Here is a 13,182-nt window from a genome sequence, read left to right as displayed (position 1 = left end):
CGAAGGGGCGTGCCTCGGTTTGGCGGACTCAAAAACAAGATCTGGGAAAAAGCATGAAAGCCTGTGAAATCAGAGGACTGGAGAAGTCTTTCGGCCGCAATCATGTATTGCGCGGTATTGATCTGGATCTGGATTCTGGCGAGGTAGTGGTCCTGATGGGGGCCAATGGTGCTGGTAAATCCACCCTTGTGAAAATCCTCTGCGGGTTTCAGGGCGCGAACGCTGGTACCATGACGCTGGAAGGGCAGCCCTTTGATCCTGCGGATGCTGCAGACGCGATTGCGCGCGGTGTTGTGACAGTCCACCAGTCCATTGATGACGGTGTGATTCCCGATCTTGATGTAGCCACGAACCTGATGCTGAACCGGTTGACAGAGCACGGTGCAAGCTTGCTGGTGCGGGATCGCGCCTTGCGGGTGGCAGCGCGTAAGGTGGCCGATAATATGGGGCTTGATCTGGATGTGCGGGCGCGGGTGTCTGACCTGTCCGTTGCGGATCGCCAAATGATCGCCATTGCCCGCGCTATGGCCTATGACCCCAAAGTTCTTATTCTGGATGAGCCCACGTCATCCCTGTCAGCCTCTGAGGCGGAGCGCCTTTTTGCGCTGCTGGACCGGTTGCGCGAACAAGGCGTGGCCATTCTTTATATTTCTCACCGCATGTCCGATATCCGCCGCATTGCCGACCGGATCGTCTGTATGCGGGATGGCAAGATTTCCGGCGTTTTCGATCAGGCGCCGCTGGACTACGATGGTGCCGTTACGGCGATGCTCGGGCATCGGATGACGGATGTGAATATCGACGTTGCCTCCGGTGGGTCGGCTATTTTGGAAGTAGAGCGCGTGATGCTGGATGGCAGCGACACGCCGGTCAGTTTCTCTGCCCATGATGGGGAAGTCGTCGCCATCACCGGACTGCTGGGCAGTGGCAAAAGCCAGCTTGCGGATATGATTTTCGGACAGAAGCCGGTGAAGACGGGGCAGTTGCGGATTGACGGCCAGCCCTATGCGCCAGCCTCGGCTGGCCAAGCGGTTGCGGCGGGGGTTTTCATGTCTTCCAAAGACCGCAGCACCAATGCGGTGATCCCTGATTTTGATATCGCGAACAATATGACACTGCCGTTTCTGGGCAGTTTCAGCCGCCTGTCCCTGCTTAGTAAACGCAAACAACGCGGGGCGGCGACGGATATGATTAAACAGATCGGCGTCAAATGTCAGTCTGATCAGGACGGCATTGGCACCCTGTCTGGGGGTAACCAGCAGAAGGTTATGATCGGTCGCTGGTTGCTGGAAGACAGCCGCGTGTTGTTGCTGGATGAACCGTTTCAAGGTGTGGACATCGGCGCGCGCCGCGACATTGGCCGCCACATACGCGCCACCGCCAAGGGGCGCGCCACGCTGGTGTTCGCGGCCGAACTCGACGAAGCGCTGGAAATTGCGGACCGGATCATCGTGCTGCACGAAGGCGCGATTGTTGGCACCCATGAAAACTCAAACATCGACCTTGATGCGCTGATTGCGCAGGTCTCAGGGGCCAAAGACGCCCAAACACAGGCGAATTGACTATGAATAACGAGAAAATCCTAAACTTTGCGATCCGCTTCGGCTTTTTGATCCTTCTGATGGGGCTGGTGCTGTATTTCAGCCTGTCCGCCAGCGGATTTGCCTCTCCGCGGTCGGCGGCCTTTATCCTTCAATCCGTTGCGATCACGGGGATTCTGGCGCTTGGTGTGACCTGTACGCTGGTGGTGGATGGGTTTGATCTGTCAATTGGGTCTGTGGCGACAACTTCGCTGATGTTGTCTGCCTATGCGATGGTGATCCTTGAAATGTCGGCGTTTTCTGCGGTGATGCTGTGTCTATTCATGGGCGCTGTTGTCGGGCTGATCAACGGCCTGCTGATTGTGAAGTTCAAGGTGCCGGACCTGCTGGCAACCTTGGGAATGATGTTCCTGCTGATCGGTTTGCAACGGATACCGACACAGGGCAATTCCATCGCAACCGGCATGAAACTGCCTGACGGCAGTGTCGCTGAAGGCGCGTTTTCCCAAGCGTTCCTGTGGCTTGGCCGTCACCGGTTTGATATGGTGGTCGAACGTCTGGTTCCGGTTCCGGTTGTCATCTTCCTGATCACCGCCCTTGCCATTTGGGTGTTTCTGGAACTGACCCGTCACGGACGGTTGATGTATGCGATCGGCTCTAACGAGCGTGCGGCGGCCTTGGTTGGTGCAAATGTGAACCGCTACAAAATCGCTGCCTATATGATCTCCGGCGTAACGGCCTCTATCGGGGGCATCCTGTTGGCGGCGCGTCTGGGGCGTGGCGATATTGCCAGCGGTAACAATCTGTTGCTCGACAGTGTGGCAGCGGCTTTGATCGGGTTTGCGGTGCTTGGCGCGGCGCGTCCCAATGCCTTTGGCACCGCTGTCGGTGCGCTGTTTGTGGGTATCCTTTTGCAAGGGCTGACCATGATGAACGCGCCTTACTACACACAGGATTTCGTGAAAGGCGCGGTTCTTGTGATTGCGCTTGTCTTTACCTTCTACCTGAGCGCCAAGCGCGGTTCCGGTGGAAAAACCTAATCAACTGATGGGAGGAAAAATCATGTTGAGACGTCATTTTATTAAATTCGCAGGGCTTGCAGCCCTTGCCACAGGTCTGGGCAGCACCGCATTCGCGGATATGCCAGCCCCTCTGGACAAGCCGGAGGACGTAAAAATCGCGCTGGTGCGTTACCTGTCCACAGGCGATTTCTTCCAGTCTTACCTGTCTGGCGTGGAATCACAGGCGGCCGCAATTGGCATGGATCTTCGGGTGTTTGACAGCCGTCAGGACGCAGCATTGCAGGCGGATATGGTCGATCAGGCCATCGCCCTTGGCGTGGACGGGATCATCATTCAGCACGGTCTGACTGAATCCATGAAAGACGCTGCACAGCGCGCTGTGGATGCGGGCATCAAGGTTGTTGCGTTTGACGTAGATGTAGAAAACGCAGCGATCCCACAGATAGAGCAGTCCGACTATATGCTGGGTAAACTGGCGCTCGATCAGGCGATTGAAGATAACGGCACCGACTTTACCGCCGGTTACGTTTATGTTCCCGGCATCGCACCGCTGGACCGTCGTGATGTGGCTTGGGAAGAAGTGAAACAGGCCAATCCTGGCATCAAGGAAGCGGCTGTTTTTGGCACGCTCGACAATCCGATTGCCAATGCGGTTGCGAACCAAGCCCGTTCCATTCTGCAAGCCAACCCGACCATCAACGTGATGTTTGCGCCGTTTGACGAATTCGCCAAAGGGGTGAAAATCGCGGTGGATGAGGCCGGTCTGACACAGGATATCAAAATCTATTCTGCCGATGTCTCTACCGCCGATATTTCCGCCATGCGGGAACCGGATTCCGCTTGGGTTGCGACTGTTGCCACCAACCCGTCCGTTGTGGGTGAGGTTTCCGTGCGCACGCTGGCCCTGCTGCTGACCGGCGAAAACCCCGGCAACTCCGTTGTGGTTCCACCGACCCTGATCACGCAGGATTTCCTGAATGAACAAGACGTTAGCAACATGGAAGAACTGGGCGCCAAGATGCCACAATTCCAGCATGCAGATGTTGCGATGACGGACTGGATGCCACTTCCAGCACGCTAAATCGATCTATACCGGCCCGCTGTCACGGCGGGCCGGTGCCTCTAACGACCATCTTAACACCCAAAGGGTATCTGCCTTGTCCAGACCACTGCGCCCAGCATTTTCCAGCGAACCGCCCATCCGTGCGCCGTTGCGAGATCGTTCGCGCTGCGCCCCTTTGCATGTGTTTTTCTGCGTAAAGCGGTGGTGATCTAACCGCCTCTTTCGCCCCGAAACCGACCAACCGAATTTCCTTTTAAACCTGTCGGCCCCCCGCGCCGGCCAATGTGGAATATTGCCGTGAAGAACGAACGAACCACCGAAGACATTGCCCTTGGAATCCGCCGCCGCGTGTTTGAACATGCGATGCGCAACAATGGCGGGTATCTGTCGCAGGCCTGCTCCTCTGCCGAACAACTGGCTTGGCTTTATAATGAGGAACTGAACCTCGGCGCGCCAACTTTGCCGATGATCCCGAAACCGTTTGAGGGCGTTCCCCATGCGGACAATCCAGATTATCACACCGGAGCCGGATATAACGGTCCGTTTGAACCGGAGTATGATCGTCTGTTCATTGCCCCAGCGCACTACGCGTTGGTGGCCTATGCCACGCTGATCGAAACAGGCCGTATGGCGGCTGAGGGGCTGGAGATGTTTAACAAGGACGGCTCCAGCGTTGAAATGATCGGTGCAGAGCACAGCCCCGGCATGGAGGTGCATAACGGCACGCTGGGCATTGGTTTGTCTACTGCCGCAGGTCTGGCTTGGGCGCGTAAGCGTAAGGGCGAGAAGGGGCGCGTCTGGGTTTATATGTCTGACGGCGAAGTGCAGGAAGGCCAGACTTGGGAAGCGATCCAGTGCTGTGCGCACCACCGGATAGACAACGTCAAAGCGATCATGGATGTGAACCGCCAGCAATGTGACGGGGCGATGGATTCCGTCATGGAAGTGGGTGACATAAAAACCAAGATGGAAAACTTCGGCGCTGTAGTGGTCGAGGTAGACGCCCATAATGTCAACGACATGCGCGAGGCGGCCAAGACGAAACATGACGGGAAACCCCTGATCATTCTGGCCAACTCCAACCCGTTCCACGCCATGCCCATTCTGGAAGAACGTTTTCCGCGTCTTCACTATGTGCGTTTCAAATCCGAAGAGGAACGCGCCCGCATGAACATCTCAATCGCAGACTCGCTGGGTGTTGATCCCATCGACTACGCACACTGACCGGAGCCGTTAAAATGGTAGAAATGGTAAGCCGCCCCTACGAGCGGGCTTTTGAAAAACACGCACTCGCCAATCCCGAGGTTCTGTGTATCTCTGCGGATCTGACATCATCTTGCGAGATCGACAAATTCCGCGACAACCACCCCGACCAGTTCCTGTCTATGGGAATGGCCGAGCAAAACATGATGAGCTTTTGCGGCGGGTTGGGACTCGCTGGGTATCGTCCGTTTATCCACACCTTTGGCGTTTTCACTTATCGTCGTCCCTATGACCAGTTGATGGCGTCGATTGCCTATCCACGGCGCAAGGTGCGGATTATGGGGTTCTTGCCGGGTATCACGACACCGGGCGGCATGACCCATCAGGCTATTGAGGATATTTCGGTCATGCGCTCCATGCCGAATATGACGATCCTTGAAACCGGCGACGCAACCGAAGTGGAGAGCATCTGTGAAGCTGCCGACAGCATCGACGGTCCGGTCTATTGCCGCGTGCTGCGCGGCTCCATGCCCCGCCTGTTCGACACGCCGATCAAGGTCGGTGAAATGCGCGAGCTGAGCCTTGGCAATGATGTGCTGATCGTCACCGCCGGTATCACCACCGAAGAAGCCATGCGTGCAACCAAAGCGTTGGAAGCGGCAGGCGTTTCCGTGCGTCACCTGCATCTGCACACCATCAAACCTTTCAACGCCGAAGCGATCCTTGACCATATCAATGCGGTGAAAGGCGGGGTGATTACGCTGGAAAACCACGTCACCGAAGGGGGCATCGGGTCTCTGGTGGCAGAGGTCATGGCGGATAACGGTGTTGGCAAGAAACTGCGCCGTCTTGGGTTAAAAGACACCTATGCCCACGGGGGCAGCCGTGCCTATCTGATGCGCTACTACGGGTTGGACGCGCTGGCACTGACCCAAGGGGTTGAGGATTTGCTGGGTCAAAAGCTTGGCATTACCGAAACCGATCTGGCGGAAGCCCGTGTTGACGCGGTGCATTCGCTGGCCAAGGCCGAGGGTCTGTAATGGACCGCTTTACTGTAACCTACCGGATCGTTGCAGAGGATGACGCGGATGCAATGGCCCGCGCCGAAGCGATTGCGCTGGAAGACACAGTCGAAATCCCGCGCGATGTGGTTCCTACGGGCTATGTCGAGGATACAGTGCTCGGTCGGGTCGAGGCGGTCACGGCCTGTGGCAATGGCGTCTGGGTCGGGCGGATCGGGTATCACATGGATGCGGTGGGGCGAGAGCTGCCTCAACTGCTGAATGTGATCCTTGGCAACGCCTCTATCCTGCGCGGTGTGAAGGCCATCGACCTAAAGGCCAATGGTGCTCTGGCGGAACGGTTCCCCGGTGCGCGGTTCGGTGCGACGGGCTTGCGTGAACTGACGGGGCGCAAATCGGGGGGCTATGTCTGTCCTGTGATCAAGCCGCAGGGCAGTTCGTCCGAAACCCTTGCGCGGTTGTGTTACCTGACGGCGGTTGCCGGTGCGGATATCGTGAAAGAGGACCACGGACTGTCCAATCAGGATGCAGCACCGTTCAAGGAACGGGTCAAAGCCTGCGCCGCAGCGGTTCAACAGGCCAATCGCGAACGGGCGGATCAGGGCGACACCAGCCGCGCTCTCTATTTCGCGAGCATTGGCGGCCACGGCGATCAGGTACGTGATCTGGCGTATTATGCCAAAGACGCAGGGGCGACTGGTATTCTGTTGATCCCCGGTCTGTTCGGCTTTGATGCGATGAACCGGCTGGCACAGGATGCGGATTTCGGCCTGCCGATCATGGCCCACCCGAGCCATTTGGGGCCTTACGTTCTGTCACCCGATCACGGCTACAGCCACGGGATGTTGTTTGGCCAGCTGATGCGGATGGCGGGGGCCGATATTTCGGTCTTCCCCAATTATGGCGGGCGGTTCGGGTTCTCCAAGGACGAATGCAGTTCGATTGTAGATGCATGCCGTGCGGAAAATGGTGCCGGCCCTGCGATCCTGCCAAGTCCGGGTGGCGGCATGTCGCTCGACCGGCTTGGGGATATGATGTCCCACTACGGCGAGGATTGCGTCTATCTGCTGGGCGGCAGCCTGTTGCGCTATGGCGATGACATCGGGGATGCGATCCGCGAAATGCGAACGGCCCTTTCCGCGACCTGACAGATAAAAACAACCGGCGCGGGGAACCGTGCCGGTTTATTGCTTATGGTCATTCTGGCAGGCGGCCTCTTCCAGCGTGCGGATCATGTCTTTCATCGTCGTCAGAAACGCATCGTAGCGCTCCGGCCCGATGGCATCGTGCAAGGCTTTGACGTGGGCGGCGGCTTCGGTCTCCATCTGTGCCTGCATTGCGATGCCTTCTTCGGTCGCAATGCTTAGATGAATGCGCCGGTCACTGCCGGATCGCAGACGCTGGATCAGTCCCGCATCCTCCATAGACCGCAAGGCTTTGGTCACGCTCGACTTGTCCCGCGCCGAGGCCGTACCGATCTGCGTCTGGCTGATGCGGGGATTGCGCACGATCAGTGTCAGGATGGTGAAATGCCCCGGCTGCATCGCGTCCTTGCCAAGCCGCCTGCGAAAATCTTCATAGGCGACTTCATAGGCACGGCGCAGATACATGCCCATGAAATCCTGCAACATGCCCTGATCAATAGAGGCACTGTCTGGCGCAACATCCGCCCCGTATTTTAGAGGCGCATCTTCGGGGGGCGTCGGGTTTTGCTGTTTAACCATGCTCACCGCGCCAGTTCCGGCAGCACCATAACGATCCAAGGAAAGCCGATAATGATGATAATCCGTAGAAGGTCCGCCAGTACGAAGGGCATGATGCCACGGTACATTTCGCCGACAGATAGGTCGTCGATCACCGATTTGATCACGAATAGGTTCAACCCCACGGGCGGCGTAATTAGGGACAGTTCGGTGACCATCACCGCGAAGATGCCGAACCAGACCGGATCAAAGCCGAGTTGCGTGACAATGGGAAAGAAGATCGGGATGGTCAGCAGGATCATGGAAAGGCTTTCCATGAACATGCCCAGAAAAAGGTAGATCACCAGGATCGCCAGAATAACTGCCGTCGGTCCCAACCCTAAAGAGGTGATCAGATCGGACAGGGCGCCGGGCAGGCCGATCAGGTTCATGTAGTTCGAAAAGACCAATGCGCCGATCAGCACCAGAAACAGGCTGGCAGTGGTCTGGACCGTTTCCACCAGAGACTCCACCATATCGCGCCATGATAGCGAACGCCGCCACAGGGCAAAGGCCAGTGCGCCGGTCGCGCCCACTCCGCCTGCTTCTGTCGGGGTGAAGACGCCTTTGTAAAGTCCGCCGATAATACCGATAAACAGCAACAGGATCGGCCCGACGCTGCGCAGATAGCGTAAGCGAATGTCCCAGCCGACACGGGGCGCAGCAGGCGCGCGTGCAGGGTCCAATTGGGCCGCAACGCGGATTGCCGCCAGATAAAGTAGGATCGCAAGGATACCCGGAATGATACCTGCAATAAATAGGGAACCGATGTCCGTACCGGTCGCAATGCCGTATAGAACAAGGATCACAGAAGGCGGGATCAGGATGCCAAGTGTGCCCCCCGCCGCCACAGCCGAAGCCGCGAACCCATCCTTATACCCGTACCGGCGCATTTCCGGCACCGCCACTTTGGCCATTGTGGCCGCCGTTGCAAGGGATGACCCGCTGAGCGCGGAAAACCCGCCGCAGGCAAGGATTGTCGCCGCCGCCAGCCCGCCGCGCATGTGGCCGACAAAACCGTGGCACAGGCGGTAGAGGTCTTCGGACATCCGTGCTCGTGTCACAAAAACACCCATCAGGATGAACATCGGCAGCACTGATAGTTCATAGGACATGGTGGCGTTGATTGGCAGTTGCCCGATCATCCCCATCGCGGTGCGTTCCGACAGGTTGATCCAGATGCCCGAAAGCCCAACCAGCAGCATGGCCAGCGCAATAGGCATCCCGCCCATCATCAGCACAAAGACCCCGCCAAAAGAGATCGCTGCGATTTCCCAAACTCCCATTACAGGCTCCCCGGATGGTCTGAAGTTGCAGGACGGTTGCGCATGAAGGCCTCAACCGCGCACAGCAGAAAAGCCAGCGCAGCGACAACCAGCAAGACGGACATGCCCTGCGCGATCAGCCCCTTGGGCACCCGCAGTTCCATTGTCACCTCGTTATAGCGCAGCAACCGTTCCCCCTGTAACCAGACCCGCCATGCAATGAAGCCCATCAAAACAGCGCCGGTCATATCGGCGATAAAACCGGTAGCCCGCAGCAGTGCGGGCGGAAACCGGTCTACCAGAATGGTGACGGTGATATTGCTGCGCCGCCGGATCATCAGCGGGACAGCCGTGAAAACCATCAGGCCCATGCCGATCTCGATCATCTCAAAACCGCCCATCAAAGGACTGCGCAGACCGTAACGCATCACGACCCCGATGAAGGTCACGGACATGACGAAAAAGGCGATCAGGCCGGACAGCCATGCAAGGGCAAGGCAAAGCCTGTCGAAGACGGAGATTGCAGGTGTCATTACTGTCTCGGCTTGGAAAAAGGTCAGACGGCGCCCAATGAACCGGCGCCGTCTGTTGTGTCTTACTTAACCACGTTCACTTCGGTGTCCGCGCGGTAGTTCTGCACCATTGCGCGGGCGTAGGACAGGATTTCCTCGCCATTGAAACCCTTTTCCTTGGCGAGCGCGAGCCATTCAGTTTCCAGCGGTTTCAACGTCTCGCGGGCTTTGGTCACATCGGCTTCGGGTAGGGTGACAAATTCAACACCCTTCTCGTTCAGCTTCATTTCACCGTGCTTGTCGCCATTGGTCCATGCGAACCCTGACAGCATCGCAATCGCCATGCCGGAGTGTTTGTTGACCGCTGCCTGTTCAGCCTCGCTCAGCCCGTCCCAAGTGTCCTGATTGAAGGCCACCCAGAAAGTATCGGTATAGAGACCACCCGGAACACGGGTGATGGATGAAATAACCGGCGTGATGCCGAAGAAGTCGATGGATTCAGACGGGAAGGTAATCCCGTCCGCAACGCCGCGCGACATTGCGGTTTGTGCTTCGGTCGGGGGCAGTTGCACGGGGGACGCGCCCAGTTCGGACATGATCCGGCCCGTCACATTGCCACCCACACGAATGGTTTTGCCTTTGAGGTCTTCAAGCGTATCAACCCGACCTTTGGCCATGTTGATATTCGGGTTGGAGTGGGTGAACAGGCCAACCACATGGGCGCCGTCGTGTTCACCGTAATCCGCACCATATTTTTCATAGGTGAGCCATGAAGCAGCAGAGCCGGCCCACGGATCGGGGGACATGAACGGCAGGTCCATTACTTGCGTCAGCGGGAAACGGCCCGCGTTGTGGCCGGATACGCCGTAACCCACGTCAAACGCCTGATCGAGCAGTAGATCGAATTGCGCAGGGGGCGGGCCGAGCGCAGATGTCATAATCTCAAACTTCAGCGACCCGCCGGTTTCATCCTCAATCGCGGCAGCCCACGGTTTCAGGATGCCCGATACGATCAGGTGATGCGGTGGAAGCCACGATCCGACACGTATGGTTTTCGTATCCTGCGCCATGGCTGGAAGTGAACTGGCTGCCATCGCAAGCGCCAGTCCCCAAGTTGCTAATATTTTCATTTCACTCTCCCTTGTTGTCTTAATAAATCGATGATGCCTGTTTTTCGCGCCCTGTTAAAGCTTGCTTGGCCCGCTCAGTTTGTAAATTTCCAGCGCATCGGCTTCTTTGCCGCCCCGCGCGCTCAGCAAGCGGAACTGTTCTGCAGCGAGTGCCGAGAACAACACAGGCGAGCCGCAGGATTTTGCCAGTTCGCAAACGGAATCGAGATCCTTGAGCATGGTCTCCACATGCCCCAAAGGTGGTTCGTGCTGGGCATTGACCATACGGGGCAGGAAAATCTGCAACGGTTTGCTATCGGCAAACCCACCGGCGAGCGCTTCGGGCAGGCGGTTCGCATCGACCCCTGCATTGGTGGCAAGACGCGCGGCCTCGGCCAGAATGTTCATGGTACACCCGACAATCACCTGATTGCACAGCTTGGTGGTCTGGCCCGCCCCCGCCGGCCCCATCAGGGTGAAACGCGCGGCCATTTTCAACACAACGTTTTCAACCCTGTCGAAAACCTCCTGTTCGCCACCGGCCATAATCGCCAGCGTGCCTGCCTCGGCCCCCGGAACGCCGCCAGACACAGGCGCGTCGATCCAATCCATACCGGCCTGATCTTTCAGGCGTTCCCCCATGCTGCGGGTTGCGTCCGGTTGGATAGATGAAAAATCAACCAGAACCGATCCCCGCTTCGCGCCGCTTGCCACGCCGTTTTCCCCGAAAACAGCGGCCTCTACCGCTTTGGTGTCGGTCAAACACATGAAGACGATGTCCGAACGGGCCGCAACATCTGCCGCGTCTTGGCCCAGCTTTGCGCCTTTTTCCACCAGCGGCTGTGCCTTGGCAGCAGTGCGGTTCCAGACCGTCACCTCATAGCCTGCATCAATCAGACGGGTCGCCATTGGAGCGCCCATCAGGCCTGTTCCGATATATCCGACGGTTGGCGTATGTTGCATCATTCCATTCCTTTTCTGCGGGATGCCGGCCACTGCGCATTGCCCGCGTGCGTCACAGCGCCTTCATGGGCCTGTCCAACGGTGGCGGCGTATTTCGACAACAACCCTGCCTTATGGGGGGTTTCCGGTGCGCGCCAGCTTTTGCGCCGCTCATCCAGTTCGGCATCCGAAACATCAAGAGTGATTGTAGCTGCCGCGCCGTCGATTGTGATTGTATCGCCGTTTTGAACCAGACCCATCGGTCCGCCGGTGGCCGCTTCGGGGGCCGCGTGACCGATGCACATGCCCCGTGTTGCGCCCGAGAACCGACCGTCTGTCAGCAGCGCGACTTTCTCGCCCATGCCCTGACCGTAAATCAGCGCCGTCAGGCCCAGCATTTCACGCATGCCCGGCCCGCCGACGGGGCCTTCATTGCGCACGATCAGAATTTCGCCTTCTTTATAGTCGCGAGTGTGTACCGCCTCCACCGCATCGTCTTCGCTTTCGAAAACGCGGGCCGTTCCGGTGAAGGTCAGGGATTTCAATCCGGCCACTTTCAACAAAGCACCGTCGGGACAAAGATTGCCTTTCAGCACTACAACACCACCGGAGTCCATGATCGCATCTTTCACAGGGCGGATGATCTCTCCGTCCGGTGCCGGTGCGTCCTGAACTTCTTCGGCAAGGGTGCGGCCTGTAACTGTCAGCGTGTCACCATGCATATAACCATGCGCGATCAGTTCTTTGATCACCACATGGGCGCCCCCGATTTCGTAGACATCCTTCGCGTGATACTTCCCACCCGGACGCAGGTTGCCGATGAAAGGCGTCCGTTGCAGCACTTCGGCCACATCATCGGCGGTGAAAGGAATGCCAGCCTCGTTCGCGATGGCTGGGATATGAAGCGCCGTATTGGTGGACCCGCCCGTCGCCGCCACAATCGCGCAGGCGTTTTCCAGTGCCTTGCGGGTGACAATGTCACGGGGCAGGGGACCGCCCCGTTCGATCATATCCATCACCAGCGCACCGGCGCGGTGGCCAACGCCCTTACGCTCGGAATAGACACCGGGGATCATAGAGGAGTTCGGCACGGTCAGTCCCAATGCTTCTGACACCATCGCCATTGTGTTGGCCGTGAACTGGCCTGCGCAAGACCCGATAGTGGGTTTGCAGGCTTCTTCCAACTGGGTCAACTCGTCATGGGTCATCGTACCGGCCTGCACCGCGCCCACGGCTTCGTATGTGTCAAGAACGCTGACATCACGGCCCTGAAAACGCCCCGGCAAAGCCGACCCGCCGTAAACAAACACAGAAGGCACATTGCAGCGCACCATTCCCATGATCACACCGGGCAAGGTTTTATCACAGCCGCCGTAGCCAACCACCCCGTCATAGGCGTGGCCGTGGATCACGGCTTCGATGCTGTCGGCGATCAATTCGCGGCTGACAAGGCTGAACTTCATGCCTTCGTGGTTCATCCCGACACCATCGGACACAGAGATCGTCGTGAACTCCCGCGGGGTGCCGCCTGCCATTGTCACGCCTTCCTTGGCGTATTCGACCTGCGTGTAATGGGTCATGTTACAGGGGGTCGTTTCCCCTTTCTGGCTGACAACCCCGACCATCGGCTTGGCAATCGCTGCATCATCGAGCCCCATGGCGTGCATGAAAGCTCGATGGGGGCTGCGGTCCAACCCGTCAGTCGTAATACGCGAGCGGAGGGGCTTTTTAGGATTGGACGCCATTGGAAGGAACCTCAAA

12 protein-coding genes are annotated in these 13,182 nt (G+C 57.9%); 6 read left to right on the top strand and 6 right to left on the bottom strand.

What is annotated here, in order from left to right; translation table 11 throughout:
• Positions 1 to 53 precede the first annotated feature (53 nt).
• From IEX10_RS14510 to IEX10_RS14485, 6 genes are all read left to right on the top strand, one after another.
• Entirely contained in the window at positions 54 to 1,562 is a 1,509-nt protein-coding gene (locus IEX10_RS14510) for a sugar ABC transporter ATP-binding protein (protein WP_188676794.1), read from the top strand.
• Between the two features lie 2 nt (positions 1,563 to 1,564).
• Positions 1,565 to 2,581 carry an ABC transporter permease gene (locus IEX10_RS14505; RefSeq protein WP_188676791.1) on the top strand — a complete coding sequence of 339 codons (1,017 nt, stop codon included), beginning with the start codon at positions 1,565 to 1,567 and terminating at the stop codon, positions 2,579 to 2,581.
• A 22-nt stretch (positions 2,582 to 2,603) separates the two neighbouring features.
• Positions 2,604 to 3,644 (top strand): substrate-binding domain-containing protein, encoded by a 1,041-nt coding sequence (locus IEX10_RS14500; RefSeq protein WP_188676788.1) that lies wholly within the window; start codon positions 2,604 to 2,606, stop codon positions 3,642 to 3,644.
• Between the two features lie 279 nt (positions 3,645 to 3,923).
• A complete protein-coding gene (locus tag IEX10_RS14495; RefSeq protein ID WP_229678569.1) occupies positions 3,924 to 4,850 on the top strand; it encodes a transketolase in 927 nt (308 codons plus the stop codon).
• 14 nt (positions 4,851 to 4,864) lie between these two features.
• The gene (locus IEX10_RS14490; RefSeq protein ID WP_188676783.1) at positions 4,865 to 5,869 is read left to right on the top strand and encodes a transketolase family protein; all 1,005 of its coding nucleotides are present in this window, start codon (positions 4,865 to 4,867) and stop codon (positions 5,867 to 5,869) included.
• Positions 5,869 to 6,999, top strand: a complete 1,131-nt coding sequence (locus IEX10_RS14485) for a RuBisCO large subunit C-terminal-like domain-containing protein (RefSeq protein WP_188676780.1) — start codon at positions 5,869 to 5,871, stop codon at positions 6,997 to 6,999. The genes IEX10_RS14490 and IEX10_RS14485 overlap by 1 nt, the downstream gene beginning before the upstream one ends.
• Positions 7,000 to 7,035: 36 nt before the next feature.
• On the opposite strand, the gene IEX10_RS14480 is transcribed toward IEX10_RS14485, so the two are convergent.
• The 6 genes from IEX10_RS14480 to ilvD all read right to left on the bottom strand — a co-directional run bounded on the left by IEX10_RS14480 (position 7,036) and on the right by ilvD (position 13,166).
• On the bottom strand, positions 7,036 to 7,575 hold the full coding sequence (locus IEX10_RS14480) for a MarR family winged helix-turn-helix transcriptional regulator (protein WP_188676776.1): 540 nt from the start codon (positions 7,573 to 7,575) through the stop codon (positions 7,036 to 7,038).
• Between the two features lie 2 nt (positions 7,576 to 7,577).
• On the bottom strand, positions 7,578 to 8,879 hold the full coding sequence (locus IEX10_RS14475; RefSeq protein WP_188676774.1) for a TRAP transporter large permease: 1,302 nt from the start codon (positions 8,877 to 8,879) through the stop codon (positions 7,578 to 7,580).
• Positions 8,879 to 9,391, bottom strand: a complete 513-nt coding sequence (locus IEX10_RS14470; protein ID WP_188676772.1) for a TRAP transporter small permease — start codon at positions 9,389 to 9,391, stop codon at positions 8,879 to 8,881. The genes IEX10_RS14475 and IEX10_RS14470 overlap by 1 nt, the downstream gene beginning before the upstream one ends.
• 62 nt (positions 9,392 to 9,453) lie before the next feature.
• Positions 9,454 to 10,500: a TRAP transporter substrate-binding protein gene (locus IEX10_RS14465; RefSeq protein WP_188676768.1), complete on the bottom strand. Its 1,047-nt coding sequence runs from the start codon at positions 10,498 to 10,500 to the stop codon at positions 9,454 to 9,456.
• A gap of 54 nt (positions 10,501 to 10,554) precedes the next feature.
• On the bottom strand, positions 10,555 to 11,442 hold the full coding sequence (locus IEX10_RS14460; RefSeq protein ID WP_194447476.1) for an NAD(P)-dependent oxidoreductase: 888 nt from the start codon (positions 11,440 to 11,442) through the stop codon (positions 10,555 to 10,557).
• Positions 11,442 to 13,166 (bottom strand): dihydroxy-acid dehydratase, encoded by a 1,725-nt coding sequence (gene ilvD / locus IEX10_RS14455; RefSeq protein WP_188676763.1) that lies wholly within the window; start codon positions 13,164 to 13,166, stop codon positions 11,442 to 11,444. Before ilvD ends, IEX10_RS14460 begins: the two co-directional genes overlap by 1 nt.
• Positions 13,167 to 13,182: the final 16 nt, after the last annotated feature.

The sequence above is a fragment of the Neptunicoccus cionae genome, assembly GCF_014643735.1.
GTDB classification, from domain to species: domain Bacteria; phylum Pseudomonadota; class Alphaproteobacteria; order Rhodobacterales; family Rhodobacteraceae; genus Amylibacter; species Amylibacter cionae.
This window is presented reverse-complemented; position numbering and strand designations above follow the sequence as displayed.